Annotated in this window: 19 protein-coding genes, 3 tRNA genes and 1 pseudogene; 5 read left to right on the top strand and 18 right to left on the bottom strand. The window is 52.3% G+C overall.

The genetic code is table 11. The annotated features are described in order from the left end of the window. The gene (locus tag KJS55_RS07695) at positions 1–360 is read right to left on the bottom strand and encodes a BlaI/MecI/CopY family transcriptional regulator (protein ID WP_228300487.1); all 360 of its coding nucleotides are present in this window, start codon (positions 358–360) and stop codon (positions 1–3) included. A gap of 183 nt (positions 361–543) precedes the next feature. Here KJS55_RS07695 and KJS55_RS07700 point away from each other — a divergent pair. The 3 genes from KJS55_RS07700 (at position 544) to KJS55_RS07710 (ending at position 880) form a co-directional block, all read left to right on the top strand. Beyond that, positions 544–620, top strand: a tRNA-Met gene (locus tag KJS55_RS07700). A gap of 51 nt (positions 621–671) precedes the next feature. Then, positions 672–746, top strand: a tRNA-Glu gene (locus KJS55_RS07705). A 57-nt stretch (positions 747–803) separates the two neighbouring features. Then, positions 804–880, top strand: a tRNA-Val gene (locus KJS55_RS07710). Between the two features lie 134 nt (positions 881–1,014). Here KJS55_RS07710 and KJS55_RS07715 read toward each other — a convergent pair. The 6 genes and pseudogenes from KJS55_RS07715 to KJS55_RS07730 all read right to left on the bottom strand — a co-directional run bounded on the left by KJS55_RS07715 (position 1,015) and on the right by KJS55_RS07730 (position 4,844). Continuing rightward, positions 1,015–2,595 carry an ATP-dependent nuclease gene (locus tag KJS55_RS07715; protein ID WP_213543052.1) on the bottom strand — a complete coding sequence of 527 codons (1,581 nt, stop codon included), beginning with the start codon at positions 2,593–2,595 and terminating at the stop codon, positions 1,015–1,017. Between the two features lie 186 nt (positions 2,596–2,781). Continuing rightward, positions 2,782–3,105, bottom strand: coding sequence for a tyrosine-type recombinase/integrase (locus tag KJS55_RS17320; RefSeq protein ID WP_229600193.1), 324 nt, complete (start codon positions 3,103–3,105; stop codon positions 2,782–2,784). Next, on the bottom strand, positions 3,105–3,467 hold the full coding sequence (locus tag KJS55_RS17325) for a site-specific integrase (protein WP_228300488.1): 363 nt from the start codon (positions 3,465–3,467) through the stop codon (positions 3,105–3,107). Before KJS55_RS17325 ends, KJS55_RS17320 begins: the two co-directional genes overlap by 1 nt. Before the next feature lie 229 nt (positions 3,468–3,696). Next, positions 3,697–3,933, bottom strand: coding sequence for a hypothetical protein (locus tag KJS55_RS17330; protein ID WP_228300489.1), 237 nt, complete (start codon positions 3,931–3,933; stop codon positions 3,697–3,699). Between the two features lie 3 nt (positions 3,934–3,936). Continuing rightward, positions 3,937–4,611, bottom strand: a pseudogene (gene mobP3 / locus KJS55_RS07725) (MobP3 family relaxase). Then, positions 4,608–4,844 (bottom strand): hypothetical protein, encoded by a 237-nt coding sequence (locus KJS55_RS07730; protein ID WP_228300490.1) that lies wholly within the window; start codon positions 4,842–4,844, stop codon positions 4,608–4,610. Before KJS55_RS07730 ends, mobP3 begins: the two are co-directional and overlap by 4 nt. A gap of 417 nt (positions 4,845–5,261) precedes the next feature. On the opposite strand from KJS55_RS07730, the gene KJS55_RS07735 reads away from it, so the two are divergent. Together KJS55_RS07735 and KJS55_RS17665 are read left to right on the top strand one after the other, a co-directional pair. After that, positions 5,262–5,582 (top strand): hypothetical protein, encoded by a 321-nt coding sequence (locus KJS55_RS07735; protein ID WP_213543053.1) that lies wholly within the window; start codon positions 5,262–5,264, stop codon positions 5,580–5,582. Next, entirely contained in the window at positions 5,539–5,805 is a 267-nt protein-coding gene (locus KJS55_RS17665; RefSeq protein ID WP_228300491.1) for a hypothetical protein, read from the top strand. The genes KJS55_RS07735 and KJS55_RS17665 overlap by 44 nt, the downstream gene beginning before the upstream one ends. A 238-nt stretch (positions 5,806–6,043) precedes the next feature. On the opposite strand, the gene KJS55_RS07740 is transcribed toward KJS55_RS17665, so the two are convergent. From KJS55_RS07740 to KJS55_RS07790, 11 genes are all read right to left on the bottom strand, one after another. Beyond that, on the bottom strand, positions 6,044–6,253 hold the full coding sequence (locus KJS55_RS07740) for a hypothetical protein (RefSeq protein ID WP_213543054.1): 210 nt from the start codon (positions 6,251–6,253) through the stop codon (positions 6,044–6,046). Between the two features lie 973 nt (positions 6,254–7,226). Further along, positions 7,227–8,510, bottom strand: coding sequence for a TRAP transporter large permease (locus KJS55_RS07745; protein ID WP_213543055.1), 1,284 nt, complete (start codon positions 8,508–8,510; stop codon positions 7,227–7,229). Further along, on the bottom strand, positions 8,507–8,998 hold the full coding sequence (locus KJS55_RS07750; RefSeq protein ID WP_213543056.1) for a TRAP transporter small permease: 492 nt from the start codon (positions 8,996–8,998) through the stop codon (positions 8,507–8,509). The genes KJS55_RS07745 and KJS55_RS07750 overlap by 4 nt, the downstream gene beginning before the upstream one ends. 95 nt (positions 8,999–9,093) lie before the next feature. Further along, a complete protein-coding gene (locus KJS55_RS07755; protein ID WP_213543057.1) occupies positions 9,094–10,152 on the bottom strand; it encodes a TRAP transporter substrate-binding protein in 1,059 nt (352 codons plus the stop codon). A 48-nt stretch (positions 10,153–10,200) separates the two neighbouring features. Beyond that, a complete protein-coding gene (locus tag KJS55_RS07760; protein ID WP_213543058.1) occupies positions 10,201–11,187 on the bottom strand; it encodes a C-terminal binding protein in 987 nt (328 codons plus the stop codon). A 118-nt stretch (positions 11,188–11,305) separates the two neighbouring features. After that, positions 11,306–12,205: a thiamine pyrophosphate-dependent enzyme gene (locus KJS55_RS07765; protein ID WP_213543059.1), complete on the bottom strand. Its 900-nt coding sequence runs from the start codon at positions 12,203–12,205 to the stop codon at positions 11,306–11,308. A 17-nt stretch (positions 12,206–12,222) separates the two neighbouring features. Next, positions 12,223–13,413: a transketolase C-terminal domain-containing protein gene (locus KJS55_RS07770; protein WP_213543060.1), complete on the bottom strand. Its 1,191-nt coding sequence runs from the start codon at positions 13,411–13,413 to the stop codon at positions 12,223–12,225. Then, on the bottom strand, positions 13,413–13,685 hold the full coding sequence (locus KJS55_RS07775; protein ID WP_213543061.1) for a 4Fe-4S binding protein: 273 nt from the start codon (positions 13,683–13,685) through the stop codon (positions 13,413–13,415). Before KJS55_RS07775 ends, KJS55_RS07770 begins: the two co-directional genes overlap by 1 nt. Positions 13,686–13,700: 15 nt before the next feature. Next, on the bottom strand, positions 13,701–14,246 hold the full coding sequence (locus tag KJS55_RS07780; RefSeq protein ID WP_213543062.1) for a 2-oxoacid:acceptor oxidoreductase family protein: 546 nt from the start codon (positions 14,244–14,246) through the stop codon (positions 13,701–13,703). 25 nt (positions 14,247–14,271) lie between these two features. Beyond that, a complete protein-coding gene (locus KJS55_RS07785; RefSeq protein ID WP_213543063.1) occupies positions 14,272–14,937 on the bottom strand; it encodes an acetate--CoA ligase family protein in 666 nt (221 codons plus the stop codon). Beyond that, on the bottom strand, positions 14,930–16,375 hold the full coding sequence (locus KJS55_RS07790; RefSeq protein ID WP_213543064.1) for an acetate--CoA ligase family protein: 1,446 nt from the start codon (positions 16,373–16,375) through the stop codon (positions 14,930–14,932). Before KJS55_RS07790 ends, KJS55_RS07785 begins: the two co-directional genes overlap by 8 nt. Positions 16,376–16,398: the final 23 nt, after the last annotated feature.

Consider the following 16,398-nt stretch of genomic DNA (forward strand, 5'->3'; position numbering starts at 1 on the left):
CTACACCTCCATCTCGTCCAGCAGCCGCCGCAGCTCTTCCCGTTCCTGGGGGGAGATCGGCTCCTCCTTCAAAAAAGCGGATACCAGGTCCCCGGCGGAGCCTTGGTATACCCGCCGGAGGAAGCTCTGCCGCTCCTGCCGCTGGCAGTCCTGCCGGTCTAAGGCCGCCTGGTAGCGGTGGGGGGAAACCGTTTTATCAATGGCAACCAGCCCCTTGGCCTCCATCCGGGTGAGATAGGTCAGCACGGTGTTCCGGCTCCACCCGGTCTTTGGCCGCAGGGTCTGCGTCAGGCTGCCCAGCGCCGCGCCGCCGGAGTCCCACAGGGCGGTCAGCACCGTCCATTCCCGGTCTGAGAGCATCAAGACCACCTCCTACAAGTGTCGTATCATCATCTCTATCCTACAGATGTAGGAGGTGAATGTCAAGAGGACTTCGCGGGACGGAGGGGATTTTAAAATTTCCCAACAAAAATTTGGAGAAAGACTTGACAAAAGGCGGACTGATCTGATATAGTAATTCGTGCCCATCGAGGCGCTTCCAATGGCGGCATAGCTCAGTTGGCTAGAGCATGCGGTTCATACCCGCAGTGTCCCCGGTTCAAATCCAGGTGCCGCTACCACTTCCGCCTGGGACGTATCGCGTGGTGCGTCCCGGGTCGCAGAAATTCAATGGCCCGTTGGTCAAGTGGTTAAGACACGGCCCTTTCACGGCTGTAACATGGGTTCGAATCCCGTACGGGTCACCATCCCATAGGACGCCGGTATGCGCGGCGTCTTATGGGAGAACAAGAGAATATCGAAATGGAGGCTTAGCTCAGCTGGTTAGAGCGCCTGCTTCACACGCAGGAGGTCACTGGTTCGAGTCCAGTAGTCTCCACCAAACAGTTCCTGATTTCTTGCGAAATCAGGAACTGTTCTTTTGCTTTGCGGTTAAAAAGTTACGTCAAATTTTTCATTTTTTCGCTGACCAATACGAGACTTTATTAATAGTTCTGTTGTTTGAGCACTCAACATTTAACTCTCGAATTCCTTTAACATCTCTTGTATTGGGGCCGTAATAGTCTTGCGCTCCTGGGAATACGCACCAGCAATTGCTCTAATAATATCTGCTCTGATACGCACTTCTGGCAGTCCAATACGGCCGGAAATAAAATGGAATTCTGTGTGTGTAACACAGCCGCAAGCTTCCTCCGCAATTTGAGCAACATCTTCCTCTGTAGTGCCCCAAAGGACCGATAACTCTTGGCATATAGCCGGAGTCACCCCGCTTAAAATCCATTTTTCAGGACAGGTTTCGCCCGGAAAATAACGCAGATGGCCGTCCAGCCAAGCATCAATCTCATTCTCTTGCCATCCGTTGTATCGTTTTTCAAGAGCTCGCCTCACGGCCTCTTTGGCGCTACGGCGCTCTTTTGCCTTGTCTCCATCTAATATGGCAATGCAGCTGTAATCATTTTCCCTAAAATGTGCTGCAAGCTGGCGAAGAACTGCTTGGTCAGACCCAATCGGCACAATATGCACTCTGCGCCTTAGCGCTGACGGAAGAAATTCTTGGACGATATTTTCTCCCATCTGGTCTTCCACCAAAACAGTTATTTCTTTTGTTCCCTTTCCAGAAAGCTTTCCAGTTGCGTATGCCGCAGATATTCCCGTTGTAATAACGGTCTTGTTGGGATAAGTTTCAATAAACTTTCTTCCTGCCGGCGGCAATGCATCAAGTATTGCTCCGGAATGCGTGGAACAAATGATCTGACAATGCCGTTCTTTGCAAATTTTTTTGAGTTCCTCAATAAAAGCCTTCTGTGCTTCTTCATGTAAACCAAGTTCAATCTCGTCAATGACTAAAAGTGCGCCCTCTCCTGCCGAAAACAATTCAATTAAAATGGTAAAAATGGCATTTTCGCCCGCACCCATATTAAAGCCCGAGTAATGATGCGCCTGACGATCCACAACAAAAAGTCTTCTCCGATCTACTGTTCGCAAGTCTAAAGAGGTATATTGTTTTCCCATTACTCTTCCGGCAACCTCTAAGATATGCCGCTTGGTATTCTCGTCAATCGCTGTGGAACGGAATTTCCTGTAGTAGGAACACTCTGTCTTTCTCTCGCTGGGCGGGACAATTCTCTGAATACCCAGAAATACGACATTACGACTTAACCGTCTACTGTAATCGTTCCATTTTCCGCCGCGTCGCTTTTTCCGAATCTGGCTTCCCCGCGTATATCTCATTCCGGTTTTTGGACTCTTCCAATCGCCAAGAAATACATATTTGATCTCAATTCCTTCCAATTTCTCTTCATCATCTGTTGAGACGAAGAAATCTTTGAACGTATAGTATGGCTTATTTCTATCCAGTGGTACATAACCGCCTGTGCGATTATGATAGGCGCAGCAGGCCAGTGCCAAAATCGTGGACTTTCCGCTCCCGTTTCTCCCCGCAATTGCGGTAATTGGATATTCGAACTCTATATGTACAGGATAAATACCCCTCATTTTTCCTGCCCGAAGATGTATCCCGCAAAGCGTACACGGCTTCAGATCGTTCTTAAACCATTCAGTGTTGTCTTTATCTAACTGTGAGTAACGATATGGCATATTATCCCTCCGCCTCAAGAAACTATATGTTATTCCACAATATACCATATTTTTCTACACTACTCAACTCATAATATCCGAGTTCGATGAAAGGCCCGTTGTAAAGCTCTCCTCACTTGTTTTTTTCGTACTCTTTCAATATTGTAGAGATTTTGTTTTTTCAGGCTTATATCTCCCCGCATTATTTTACATTGCCTTCCCTATCACATTTCCCATGGTATCCGCCGCTTCCCGCATTATCTCCGGCGTGGCGTGGGTGTAGGTGCTGAGCATGAAGCCCGCACTGTAATGCCCCAGGGTGCTGGACAGGGTCTTCACATCCACGCCGTTCTTCAGCGACAAGGTTGCGAAGGTATGCTTGAGATCGTGGAAGCGGATGTGTTCCGCACCGATGTCCTTGAGGATCTTCTCATGGGTGTGCCGGAAGGAGTCCGGATCGAATATCCTGCCCGTCTTGGGTGACGGAAGCATGTATGGAGTTCCAGGATGCCTCTTGTGTTCCTCTACCATTAGGTCCACCGCCTGCTGCGAGACCGGCAGGATCGGATGGAATTGTGGGTCTTGGGCTGGCTCACCACCAGTTCTCCCTTGGTGCGGGTCACCTGCTTCGTGATGGAGATGGTTCGGTTCTCCACGTCCAGGTCCGTCCAGAGAAGGGCCAGCAGTTCTCCCCGCCGCAGTCCCGTGGTCAGCTCCAGATAGAAAGGAGCCAGTAATCCCCGCTTGTCCGCCTCCATCAGATAGGGTCGGATCTTCTCTTCCGGCAGGACCTTTATCTCCCGCTTTTCCATCTTCGGCAGTTTGCAGCCCCTGGCGGGGTTCACCAGGATCAGCCGCTCTGCCACCGCCTGCTCCAGGCAGTTGTTCAGCAAGGTATGGATGCCGTGGGCTACCCGGACGCTCAGGCCTTTGTTTTTCAGTTCGATGTGCTCCGCTGTACTCGCCCGTTCTTCTGGAGAGCGTTGTAGAACTTCTGGATTTGGATCGTGGTAAGCTTGTCCAGCTTGCGTCCTCCAGTTGGGGGATGATGTGGTTATTGATGTAGTTCAGATAGTAGTCCTTGGTGTTCTCCCAAAGCCGGGACTCGGCATAGACCTCGCATCACATCTGCCCCCAGCTGTTCACCGTATGGGTACCGCTGCGGTTCATGTCCAGCCGCTGACTGTCCGCGATGGCCTTTTTCGGCTTCTCCTTGACCTTCGCCTGAGTCTTCCCCAGTACATTCTTAATTTTCTGCTTCCCAGTCTCCGGGTCATAGGAGGCCGTGTAGAATCCCTCCCACCGGCCATCCTTCCATTTACGACTGCTGCCCTCGCCGTTGACACGTTTCTTCCCCATCCATCATCTCTCCCTTCCTGCCAGCTCACAGGCCCGCTGTTCATCTTCGTTTTCAAAGTTGTACGGCGGCTGGTCTGCCAGAAGCTCTTGTTGGAAGATGTCGTTGGTGAGCGGGGACTTAATCTGCCGGATGCTGTCTTTGTCCAGATGTGCCTGCCCCGGTTTCACCGACCACGCCATCATGTGAACGTGGGGATGATGCCCCTCATCATGGAACGCCGCGTATCACCGGAAATCCTGAGGCGGGATGTGCGTAGTTGCCGCAATGTCATTGCGGTGAGCACGGAGCAGGGCCTACCCTGCCTGCGCATTGTTGTAGCCAAGACGTTCCGCGTCTTCCCGGTACAGCGAAAGGATATGGGTCCAGACGTTGCCGGTGTCGTGCTCCAGTTCAGGCATGGCAGCGCTGAGACTCACATAGTCCGCATCACTGAACAGACCGTGATCTCCCAAGCGCTCCGCACGGGGCCGCGTTGCGATGTGCTTCAGGTAACCATCCGTCTGCTGCACCTGCTTCCAGTGTTCCTCCAAGGCCAGGGTGATGAGCCGGGGTGGGCGGACGGTCATCCGGGATGATCTCCACACCCATTCCCGCGTCGTAATGTAGCAGAGATACCCTCTGGCGTTTTGTTTGCCACACTGGATATACGGACTTTTGACGATCAGTCTCGCCATCATCCATCATCACCGTCCCGCTGCTCTAGCTGATCCTGCCGTCCATCCAGATAAGACTGCACTGAGGACGGGAGAAACAGTCCGGCGTTGTTGGCACTGAGATAGTCCAGATAGAAGTTGATGGCGTTCTCGATAAATCCGGTGAGACTGCAACTGCCGTCTTCCATATAATGCCGCTCCAGCCGCGCCTTCATCTCCGGCGTCAGGTAAAGGGCGAATTTCTCTTTTTGGCTCATAAAAGCCTCCTTTCTTAGGGTTGACCCCCTGGTTTTTCTTGTGTTCCGAATGTCTCTCTGTTAGACTGTTTGCAGATGGGGTCTGCGTTTTTCGAAACGTGGCGCGCCGCCGGACTGTTGCAGCAGTTTCGGCGGCTTTCCTTTTTAATAGGGATGTCGAAATGTTTGCCGGTCTGGGTATGGATCACCTTCACCACCCTTCCTGAAATATTTCTGCCCCACGTCATACACTTGCCCTGCGGCCTTAGTTGACCAGCACGGCGGTTTCTTCCACGTTGGTACGCTCGTACATCGCAGTCACGATGTAGTCCTGGAAGTACTTTCCTTAGCGAGTATGAACTCTGGCGGCGTGAGCAGTATACGGAAGATATCCTTCCTCGAAAATATCTGTATGATCTGCCTGAGACACTGCGGCTTATGCAGTCACAGATCACCGACCTATTCAAGGACGTTTTGGATATAGACACCGGCACAGACGTGGTTCCACAGCGAATGGCCGCATATTATACGGCCGCTGGAGAGGGTGCGTTCCGCTTTTATCCGCAGCCTGTCAGCTTTGAACTGGTCAACGAAGAGGTGTTCACAGAAGTATTGGAGCCTGGTTCCATGTATGATTTGATCGCCTATCATCTCCGCGAGTGCGTCAAACGGGGGGGAGATGCGGGTGTGCAAAAACTGCGGAAGATATTTTGCTATGACGGGCCGCGCTACGGTAGAGTATTGCAGCCGCCCCTTTGACAGCCGAGGCCGCACCTACAAGGAGGTGGGGGCTATCGCCCAGTGGACGCTCAGCAAAAAAGGTGACGATGTATTCCAGGGTTGGGAGTACAAGAAACGGTTTGCCAGAATGAAAGCCGGAACACTTCCTGCGGAGGAATTCTATGCCTGGAGCAGGAAATTCAGAGAGATGAGAGCTGCCTGCGATGCAGGTAAGATTTCTCGGAACGAATTTATGACATAGCTTGCATTGATGCGATAGTCAAAACCTCCGGCTAAGCCGAAGGCTTGTGTAAGCCCTATCAGGGCATAATACCGGCAGGTGTCTCAAGGCGCGTCGAAAAAGTTTTCACTCGCATCACTTGCCCTACTGCCCGTAAACGGGCCGAATCTATCAATTGCGAGTCTTTTCAAATTGGCAGCTTTACATCTTGTCATGAATGAGTTTCTGGTTGGCGTGAGTTTAGTCGGCAAACCTTTGCTCACGTCAACTCGGGGACTTTTTCTTCTTTACCTCGCTCTTCGCTATAAGCTCTTTTTCTCCCCATAGCCGGGTGTTTCTTTTGCTGGGGTTGCACCCTTTCGAAGGTAACTAGTGCGGAAGCTAAAACCATTTTCATGATCTTGACTATCGAGTTTCTACAATAGCAGATATCCCTGCTTCTCCTGTCGAGGGAAGCTGATTTGTCCATACAACAGTCTCCACTAGCGCGGGTGTGGCAGTCAGAATACCCATAGTATCATCCCCGGAAGTCCCATCCCTTTCTAAAACTTCGATCGTTACCGCTGTATTATCCTGGCGGGCAAGGTAAATCGTGTTGAACGGTTCCGAGTACTCATCACCGAACTTCGATTGCTCTTTCCCCCGGAATCCTTCTTTTTTCACATTCTTGGGCGCTTGATTGTCTTTCCAGTGGTTTTGATGGATGTATACTAGCCCGTTCACAGATGCCTTCATATAAATATTGCTTTCATCGTGGACACGGAAAAAAGATACGGACGATATCTTCAAGATATACTGCTGGGAACACAAAAAGCGGTTTGCCTGGACGAAGTCCGGGAAAAGCCTGCCGGAAAAACTATACGCCTGGGGCGAACGCGCCAGAGAAAAAAAGAGTGTGACAGCGGTAAGATGTCCCTGGAAGAGTATGTTACCTGGCTGAAAGAATCTTAGGACGGCAATGCAGGCCTCTCATTTGAAAGGCTTTTGATTTTCTGTATAGCAGTTTTACCCTGATGCGGCCTCAGCCCCGCATTCGGCTCGATGATTGCGTGTGGTAGACATTTGCACAGGGCATTCCTGCGCTACATTCATGAGGGCCTGATTGACTGCTGACTCCGAAGGCCGAACTCATTGATGAGGCAGTTCGGTATCTACGGTGTTCTGCACGAACGACTCTGCAAAGAGCAGGTGTTGCACACAGATGAGACCACCTTGCAGGTGCCGAAAAAAGCGGGACGGCTATCTGCAAGTCCTATAAAATCGGGCCACACTGGAAAATACCATCCGATGGCATGACAAGCGGCAGAGTCCTTAAATCGGGACTCTGCCGCTCGATTGGCAGGAAGTGCTAAGTATTATTTGTCATCTGAACCGTCAGAATTTCACTTGCGCTGGTACATTCTTTCTGCGCCAAATCCAGTTTCACACCTAATCTTCATCCGTTAAAGCAGTCCTGGCAGGAAAGTGGACAACTGCGGGATTAAGACCAGGAAAAGTTGAGCGATCAGCAGTGCGATCACAGGCCCAATAATGGCTTTGCAAAGATTCTTCACTGGAATCCCGGTAATGGATGCCGCAGTGTAGAGATTCGTGCCCACCGGCGGGGTAATAAAGCCAATAGCTAGGTTTGCCACCATAATGACACCAAAGTGAATGGGATCCACACCGACGCCCATCGCCACCGGCATCAGAATCGGTGCCAGGATAGTGATAGCGGACAGAGTCTCCATCAACATTCCGACAACCAATAGCAGGATATTCAGCAGCAACATAATCATCCACTTGCTGTTAGTGATGGAAAGGATTGCAGCTGCAAGGGCTTCTGGCACATTCTGAATGGCCAAAGCCCGGCCCAGAACAGTGGCTGCCGCCACGATAATTAGGATCGGTGCGTTGAGTCCAGCAGCACGCAACAGGATGCCCGGGAGCTGTTTGATAGTGACCGTCCGGTAGATGAACAGGGACACGATCAAGGCATACACGCAAGCTACTGCGGCGGCTTCTGTGGCGGTAAAGAGTCCGCTATAAATACCACCTAAAATCACCACTGGCGTCATGAGCGCCCAGAAGCCATCCTTGATGCTCTCAAAAATCCCCATTGTCTCTTGCTGGCAATGGATCTTCACCGGATGCCGCTTACAATAAATGTAACAATAGATCATCAGGGCGGTACCGCACAAGACCCCTGGAATGATACCCGCCGTCAGCATGGAGTCAATACTGACCGTTCCTACCGTAATGGCAAACATCACCATAGGTAGGCTGGGAGGGATTAAGACACCCAGGCCACCGGAGGCAGCTGTCACGCCAGTTACAAACGTCTTATCATATCCCTGTTCTTCCATGGCTGGGATCATGATGCTACCTACCGCCGCAAATGTAGCCTGGCCGGAGCCGGAGATAGCACCAAATAACATACAGGTGAGCACTGTTGCCATGGGGACGCCACCGGTGAATCTACCCATACAGGCATTGGCAAAATTGAACAGCTTTTTGGAAATACCGCCCTGTCCCATGATCTCACCGGCCAGGATAAAGAGAGGTACCGCCAGAACCGTGAAGGAATCCAGCGCCTGTACCATATTGCGGACAATGTAAGCCAAGGATACCACGCCGCCCATCAAGCTATTGGCAATCACACCCAAGCCAATGGAAGCCAGCACCGGGACGCCAATTGCCAGCAGACAGAAAAACACTAAAAACAGGAGCCCGACTGTAGCCGTCATTTCCATTCACCTCCCTTCTTTTTTGCAACGCTCTGGCACCACATCTTCTGCAAAACCCGGAAAGTCGTCAGCCCCATACCCACTGGGAGCGCTAGATAAATATACAACATGGGGATGTGCAGTACCGTGCTGTACTGCGGCATGGCCAAGAGATCAACACAGATCTGGATTCCCACTACCGTCATGACCACAGTGAACACCAGAAAGATGGCGTAAGAAATCACACGGACTATGCCGCGACCCTTATGAATGGACGTTTCTAGGATATCGACACGGATATGGGTTCCTTTCTTCGCCGCAAAAGAACTCCCCAGAAATGTCATCCAGATCAACGTATAGCGGGAGGTTTCCTCTGTCCAAGGCATGGAGACTTTCAGCACGAGACGTGCGAAAACCTGCAGCGCTGTGGCAAACACAAAGTATGCCACAAAACAGGAAAGTATCGCCTCTTCAAAGTAATGATCTAGATAATACAATACTTTCTTCATTTACTTCCCTTTCTCAGCACAAAGAGGCGTAGCAAATGCAGTTTCTGCCATCTCGGTCTGCTCCGCCTCCTCCATTGAAACACACTCTCAGTACATTAAGATACGGCCTTGATGGAATCCTTCAGTTCAGCGACAAGGTCAGCGCCAACATTGGTAGCAATGACATCTTCCGCACTGCCCATAAGGGCCTGAAACTCCGCCAGTTCTGCGTCGGTCAGCGTGATCACGGTCAAGCCGGCATCCTCCAGCGTGGTAATGTAATTTTCCTTCTGAGCCGCTGCTTCTTTGCGTTGGAACTCCACACCGGCGCGGATAGCATCCATCACAACCTGCTGATCCTCAGCAGAAAGGCTGTTGAACCATGCGGGGTTGCAGGTGGCCATGCCTACCTGGAAGATGTGATTGGTAAGGGTGATGTACTTCTGAACCTCATAGAACTTCTGAGAAATCACCAGTTCCAAAGGGTTATCCTGGGCATCCACCGTGCCCTGAGACAAGGCTGTATAGAGCTCGCCGAAGGCGATGGCAGAGGGAATGGCACCCAGACTCTCCCAAATAGCGATGTGCAGATTGCTCTGCATCACACGCACTTTCATACCCTTCAAATCAGCAGGGGTATGAACTTCCTTGTTGGAACTCAACTCACGGTAGGTGCAACTCTCAAAATAGCCTAAGCCCTTGAGACCACATGCATTTTCCATGGAGTCAAGCATCTTAGTGCCGAAATCTCCATCCAAGACTGCATAAGCGGTCTCCTCATTGGGAAACGCGAAGGGTAGAGAGAAAACTTCCAAATCCTGGTTGAAAGAGGTCAGGTTAGAGGTGGAGCAGGCGGACATTTGAATGTCGCCGCCCTGAACCGCCTGGGCCAAGTCCACATCAGAGCCCAAGGTGCCGTTGGGGTAAATATTGCACTCAAAATTGCCGTTGGCTTCCATGTAGTCAGCAGCTACTACCCAAGCCTTGTGCATGAGGGAGTCTTCTGTGCCCGCATGCGCAATCTTTACTTCAATTTTTTTCCCGGCATCATTCTCAGCTCCGGAAGAGGTATTAGAAGAGGGCGTATTGTTCTGACTACCGCAGGCAGTCAAAAGGCGTATGCTCATCATCGTGGCAAGTGCAAGCGAAATGGCCTTTTTCATTTTCTTTTTCATATTTGTCCTCCCTTTTTGTAACTGATACAAGCAGTTCAGTCAAAAAACTTAAGTCTGAAACTCCTTCACGTCTCTGACCTTTGGGTTCACAATATTCACCGTCCACTTGCCGGACAGAACGTCCAGCGCCTGCCGCGTCAGCTTGTGGTGCAGATCGATCATCGCCTCTTCCGAATACATTGCCACATGCGGCGTATAAATTAGGTTCTGAATCTGGTGGGCAGGATGCTTAGGGGGCAGAGGCTCGCCTTCAATGACATCCAGGCCAGCGCCACCAATCGTTCCCTCCCGTAGCGCCGTCAGTAAATCATCAGTATTGATGATGGCTCCGCGGGAAACATTCACGATCACAGAGTCCTTCTTCATCTGCTTTAGTTCTTTCATGCCAATCATGTGATAAGTGCCTGGATTGAGTACCGTGTTGATGGAGACGATGTCAGAGTTGCGCAGGACTTCTTCAAGCGTGCTACAAAGGCGGATACCATCCATCTGGATCTCCTTGAGGAAAGGATCGTACACCAGTATCTCCATACCCATGCCCCGAACCATCTTAGCCTGCTCCCGGGCGATACGACCGAAACCGATCTGGCCAAACACCTGATCAGACAGACGGTGTACGATATGGCCTTCTCCCTGTCCGTAGGCGCCGGCCCTTCCCCGGGCCACGAAATCCAGCAAGTGCTTTTTCAGCGTTAGAGCCAGTAGGAAGGATTGGGACGCCACCTCATACGCACAGTAGTCTGGCACGTTGCACACAGGAATCCCGCGCTCTGTCGCAGCGTCTAAATCCACAGAATCGTAGCCGATGCCGCACCGACCGATGAACTTCAGCTTAGGCAATGCCTCAATCACTCGGCGAGACATTGGGACTGCCACCACCATGACTGCGTCAGCGTCCTGTGCCCCGGCGATAATCTCATCCTCCGTGCCCCAGTCATGAAATTCAATCTCCATGCCCGCCTTTTCAAAGGCTTCCTGTTCAATCTTCTTCGTTTCAGGGCCCAGCCACTGCTGATCCACAAAATGAATCTTCATAATCAGCTCTCCTTTATATGCTCAGGCGCACAAAAACTCTCCGTTAGCGGGTAGAACCGCTACGGTACATGTTTGCGTGCTTACCTGAACGTTTCCTCGCATGCTGTTGTTTGAAACCTTACTCCTGGCAAAGTTTCTGGAGTCTTGCGTAACGGACGTCGGTCAGCTGCTGAAGTCCCTCGATATCCTCGTCAGTCAGGTGACGGAACTTTTTAAACCGGGTCACGAACTCCCTCACGGGTTTCGGATTCTTTACGACGACAGACATGGAGAACTTGCCGTTTTCCACCTCATAGAGCGGGGCGAAGTTCGTCTCGATAGCCAAGCGGGCCACCTCGATACTTTCGTCGGACTTACAGCCCCAGCCGGTGACGCAGGGATTGTAAACATGTAGATACGCAAGGCCGTTATCCACCTGCATGGCCTTCTCCAGCTTCTTAACCATATCCGGGATGTAAGCAGGGCTCATGGTGGCCATATAGGGGATGTCATGCATGGCCATGATCATGGGAAAATCCTTCTTGTTCTGTTTCTTGCCGCCGTGGCCGTCGATGACAGGCGTAGTGGAAGTCCATGCGCCCTTGGAGGTGGAGCCGCTACGCTGATAGCCAGTGTTCATATAGCCCTCGTTATCGTAGCAGATATAGATCAGCTTGTCTCCACGTTCCGCCGCGCCGGAGAGGCACTGCATACCGGCGTCCACAGAGGCACCATCGCCAGCGAAGGCGACCACGTTGACATGGCGGCCAATGTGTTCATAGTGCAGCTTAATGCCAGCCAGCATGGATGCCACATTGTCCAGCAGCGGGAAAAACACCGGAGTTTTGGCACCGGACTGCTTGTCCCAACCCACAACGCCGACACCGCCCATACACCCGGGAGGGATCGCAAAGATCGTGTTGGGCCCCAGAACCTTCATGCAGGTGCGCAGAGTCAGCTCGATGTTGCAGCCAACGCAGGCGGAGATACCAGGAGAAATCTGGTCCTCATAAGTTGCCAGTTTATCAATGACATTCATGGTAGTTCCCCCCTTCTTCAGATACCCATGTCCTTCCGGTTCAGCCAGATTGTCGGATGACACTCAGTCTTACCGGCTTGTTCAACAATCATCTTGATGGCACAGTCAATGTGTTTTCCGGTCACATCCTCGCCGCCCAGACCGGCAATAAAGGCAATGTTCGGAACGAAGCTGTTGGCACGGTACATGGCCGCGCAAACCTCTTCGTAGGTGATGCCGGTGTTCCAGCCGAAGGACACGTTGCGATCAATGACACCATAGGCCTTTCTGCCTGCCAGAACCGTCGCCACCTGCTCAGCCGGGAAGGGACGGATCATGCGCAGTTTCAGAAGACCAATCTTGATGCCGTTGCGGCGGGCCTCATCCACGCGATCCTTAGCAACGCCCACCATGGAGCCCATTGTCACAAGGATGTAATCCGCATCCTCACAGCGGTACGCCTCCACCGCACCGCCATAGGAACGGCCGAACTTCTTGCCATATTCCTTGTCAAGCTTCTCAAAGAGCTTCAGCGCGTTCTGCTGGGCCATCATGTGCTTCATGCGGTACTCGGTCAGGAGGGCACCGGTAGTCAGCGGATCCACTGCCATGGGTTTCAGGGGATCCAGCAGAATGTGCTCCGGATGATATGTGGGCAGGAAAGCGTCCACCTGCTCCTGTTCTGGGATCTCTACCCGCTCGGACATATGGGAGAGGTAGAAGCCGTCGAAGCAGACGTTCACCGGCAGCAGAACGTTCTTGTCTTCCGCCATGCGGTAGGCCATGATCATGGTGTCCAAAATTTCCTGGTTGTCCTCCACATAGACCTGCAGCCAGCCAGCATCCCGCACGGTAAGAGAGTCTTGGGGACCACCCCACAGGGTCTGGGGGGATATCATTTCACGGTTGGCCACCGCCATCACGACAGGCAAACGCAGGGTGGACGCCCGGAAATAGGGCTCATACATTAGGGAAAGGCCCTGAGAAGCGCTGGCGGTAAAAACCCGGGAGCCAGCTAGAGATGCGCCCGTCACGACGCTCATGGCGGAAAGCTCGGACTCTACCTCGCTGACGGTGCTATGCAACTCACCGCCAGTCACGAAGTCCGCCAGATACTCCACAATGGGTGTCTGGGGTGTGATGGGGTACGCCGCAATGATATCAGGACGGCAAAGCTTAGCGCCGATGGCTGCCGCCATATTTCCGTTGATGACCTTAACAGTAGCCATTATTTCTCCTCCTTCACCAGCTCCATCGCAATTGCCTTCTTCTTGCACTCGTGGGCGCAAATGCCACAGCCTTTGCAATAGTCGTAGTTGATCTCAAACGAGCCATCTGCCACCTTACGAACGGAGTTGACGGGACAGTACATGAGACAGGCGCCGCATTTGACACACTTGCTCTTATCCAGAACCGGCTTTCTGGTACGCCACTTGCCGGTATCCACAATCTTGAGTCCTTCCTTGCCAATAGGAACGATATACTCACTGATAAACTCCATGATGCCACCTCCCAATCAGCTGAAGTCAAACAGTTTTACATCATTGTAGCCGCGTCGGAATGTTTCCACATTCTTTTCGCCAAAGAACTTGAGAACCACCTTTTCCAATTCCACCTTGTCGACCCAGCCAGTGGCCTTCACAAAAGCGCCCAGCATGATGGTGTTTGTGATGGGACGGCCCAGCATCTCCAAGGCGATAGTAGTGGCATCCAACCAGGCAACACGCTTGATATTAGGGCTTGTGATGAGGGACTGTGCGTCAGAGACTTGAGTGTTCAGGACGGCGACGGAGTCTTCCTTCATGCCCTCAAAAACGGGTGCGGAGATTAGCAGGCTTGGGTCCAGGATTAGCGTGCAATCTGGGTTGTAAACTTGGTTCTTCGCCCGGATTTTCTCGTTGCTCAGTCGCACGAAGGACGTAACAGGCGCACCTTGCCGTTCAAAGCCAAACATCGGCGTAGAGTTGCCGTACTTTCCGCTAGCCACGGTGGCATGGACTAACATCTCGCCGGCCTTAACGGTGCCAAGCCCACCAATACCGTGGAGCCTGATCTCTTTCATGTAGATTCCTCCTAACAATTGAATATCAGTCCTCGAGAATGACCATCGCGTCCACCGCGGTGGCCTTCCGGTCACCGTACAGGATAAATGGGTTCACATCGACTTCCCGAATCTCCGGGTGCTTCTGGCAGAGTTTTGAGAGGTTGAGCAACGTCTCTACGATTTCCTCCCGATTATAGTGAACACCCCTCAGGCCCTTGCAGACCATTTTCAGCGGGGTTTCATCAATCATCTGTTCCGCATCCGCCCGGGATATGGGAACCATGCGCATGGAAACCGCCTTCAGAAGTTCCACGTAAATACCGCCGAGACCGACCATCAGCACCTGGCCGAACTGAGGATCGGTGCTCACGCCCAGCAGAACCTCAAAGCCCTTGGGCAGCATCTGCTGGACTACAACACCCTGGACTCTGGCAGAGGGGGCATTCTTGCGGGCGTTCTCCAGAATGGTCTCATAAGCCTCATGCATTCCTTCCACAGAATGGATTCCCAGGCAGACGCAGCCCAAATCGGTCTTGTGAAGGATATCGTCCGAAAGGACCTTCATCACCACCGGGAAACCCAGGTCTTCTGCCGTCTGCTTCAGCGTGGCATCTGAGCCCTCTGTCAGCACGACAGACTTCACCATGTTGATGCCAGCAGAACTCAGCAGCTCGGCGCTATCAAGTTCGTTGAGAGATTTCTTACCCATGCGCCTTCTCCTCCCCGTGTCTTTTGCGGAACATTGCATATTTGCAGAGATTGCCTGCTGCCTTCACAGCCTTCTCCGGAGTATTGAAAGTGCATAGGCCACTGCGCTCCATGATCTTCCGAGCCTTGGTAGTGTAGGCACCAGCCATCACGCAGTAGTAGACCGGTTTCTTTTTCTCAGCTGGAGTCTCGTGGTCCAGTGCCACGAATCCTTCCGCCAGCGCCTCCTGTGGCAGAAAAGTGGGGACCACTGTGACAAGCACGGCAGCATCCACGTTTTCGTCCTCCAGAACGATACGAAGGCCGTCTACATGGTTCTTAACCGAGGCAGATGCTGTGATGTCTGCATACCCTTCCGGGTGACAGATGTTGGCCATCGGCAGTTGGGATGCCGTTAGCTTTTCCCTAGTTTTTTCACTGACACTGGGCATCGTAAGACTATCTGCAGCGCAGATAGCGTCCGTGCAATAAATCCCAGGGCCGCCGGCCTGCGTCAGCAGGAATGTATTGCCGCCTGCAGGCAGAGGCATTTGATCAAAGGCCTGCATGGTGTCGATGAGCTCGTCGATGGTATCCACCCGGATCACTCCACACTGCTTGAATACGGCGTCATAGACTTGGTCCGAGCCGGCCATGGACCCGGTGTGCGAATTGGCAGCGTTGGCGCCGAGAGCGCTGCGGCCTACCTTGAGGATCACGATGGGTTTTTTTAGGCTGGCCCGCTTTAGCGTCTCCGCCAGTTTCTGTCCGTCCTTATAGCCCTCCATGTAGATGCCGATGACCTTGGTAGTCCCGTCGGTCTCCAGATAGTTAATCAGATCCACAAAATCGATGTCCGCCATGTTGCCGATGGAGATGAACTTATTGTAGAGCACAGGCACTACACGCCCCGCTCCCTCCATTAGCACCGCGCTGGCCAGTGCGCCGCTCTGGGAGATGAAGGTAATCCCAGTGGGAGCGCCAAAGGTTGAAAACGGCACACCGGTATCCACAAAAGTTGTGTCCACCCGGCTGCGATTATCGATTACACCGATGCAGTTGGGGCCGATTACGCGGATATGGTACTTCTCCGCTGTCTTCATTAGTCGCTTCTGACGGGCAATCCCTTCTCCGGTCTTGGTCTCGGCATAGTCCGCAGCGGCACACACGATGAACTTCACATCACCCTTACTCTCCATCCGCTGGTCCAAATCGTCCATCACGTCATAAATCAGCCGGGAGGGCATGATCAGAACCACCAGGTCCACATTCTCTTTGATATCCTTGAGTGACCCATGGCAGGGATAACCTAAGATATCCTTTTCGTTGGGATTGATGGGGAATACCTTTCCTGGGTATTCCTTCTCCCGCATGTTCCGAATCGCCACAAAGCCTGCTTTGGCTGGGTTGGCAGAAGCACCGACCACCGCGATGCCATCCGGATTGAACAACTTGTCCATATACTAAAAATCCTTTCTACTTG

The organism is Pusillibacter faecalis, assembly GCF_018408705.1.
In the GTDB taxonomy this organism is placed as follows: Bacteria; Bacillota; Clostridia; order Oscillospirales; family Oscillospiraceae; genus Oscillibacter; species Oscillibacter faecalis.

What these genes read in the sequence shown, in the direction of transcription:
- KJS55_RS17330 (WP_228300489.1), bottom strand. Translation starts at nt 3,933, where the DNA reads ATGGGGAAGAAACGTGTCAACGGCGAGGGCAGCAGTCGTAAATGGAAG.
- KJS55_RS07715 (WP_213543052.1), bottom strand. Translation starts at nt 2,595, where the DNA reads ATGCCATATCGTTACTCACAGTTAGATAAAGACAACACTGAATGGTTT.
- KJS55_RS07750 (WP_213543056.1), bottom strand. Translation starts at nt 8,998, where the DNA reads ATGAAGAAAGTATTGTATTATCTAGATCATTACTTTGAAGAGGCGATA.
- KJS55_RS07745 (WP_213543055.1), bottom strand. Translation starts at nt 8,510, where the DNA reads ATGACGGCTACAGTCGGGCTCCTGTTTTTAGTGTTTTTCTGTCTGCTG.
- KJS55_RS07755 (WP_213543057.1), bottom strand. Translation starts at nt 10,152, where the DNA reads ATGAAAAAGAAAATGAAAAAGGCCATTTCGCTTGCACTTGCCACGATG.
- KJS55_RS07770 (WP_213543060.1), bottom strand. Translation starts at nt 13,413, where the DNA reads ATGGCTACTGTTAAGGTCATCAACGGAAATATGGCGGCAGCCATCGGC.
- KJS55_RS07735 (WP_213543053.1), top strand. Translation starts at nt 5,262, where the DNA reads ATGCAGTCACAGATCACCGACCTATTCAAGGACGTTTTGGATATAGAC.
- KJS55_RS07730 (WP_228300490.1), bottom strand. Translation starts at nt 4,844, where the DNA reads ATGAGCCAAAAAGAGAAATTCGCCCTTTACCTGACGCCGGAGATGAAG.
- KJS55_RS07775 (WP_213543061.1), bottom strand. Translation starts at nt 13,685, where the DNA reads ATGGAGTTTATCAGTGAGTATATCGTTCCTATTGGCAAGGAAGGACTC.
- KJS55_RS07780 (WP_213543062.1), bottom strand. Translation starts at nt 14,246, where the DNA reads ATGAAAGAGATCAGGCTCCACGGTATTGGTGGGCTTGGCACCGTTAAG.
- KJS55_RS07765 (WP_213543059.1), bottom strand. Translation starts at nt 12,205, where the DNA reads ATGAATGTCATTGATAAACTGGCAACTTATGAGGACCAGATTTCTCCT.
- KJS55_RS07695 (WP_228300487.1), bottom strand. Translation starts at nt 360, where the DNA reads ATGCTCTCAGACCGGGAATGGACGGTGCTGACCGCCCTGTGGGACTCC.
- KJS55_RS07790 (WP_213543064.1), bottom strand. Translation starts at nt 16,375, where the DNA reads ATGGACAAGTTGTTCAATCCGGATGGCATCGCGGTGGTCGGTGCTTCT.
- KJS55_RS07740 (WP_213543054.1), bottom strand. Translation starts at nt 6,253, where the DNA reads ATGGACAAATCAGCTTCCCTCGACAGGAGAAGCAGGGATATCTGCTAT.
- KJS55_RS17320 (WP_229600193.1), bottom strand. Translation starts at nt 3,105, where the DNA reads ATGGTAGAGGAACACAAGAGGCATCCTGGAACTCCATACATGCTTCCG.
- KJS55_RS17665 (WP_228300491.1), top strand. Translation starts at nt 5,539, where the DNA reads ATGACGGGCCGCGCTACGGTAGAGTATTGCAGCCGCCCCTTTGACAGC.
- KJS55_RS07760 (WP_213543058.1), bottom strand. Translation starts at nt 11,187, where the DNA reads ATGAAGATTCATTTTGTGGATCAGCAGTGGCTGGGCCCTGAAACGAAG.
- KJS55_RS07785 (WP_213543063.1), bottom strand. Translation starts at nt 14,937, where the DNA reads ATGGGTAAGAAATCTCTCAACGAACTTGATAGCGCCGAGCTGCTGAGT.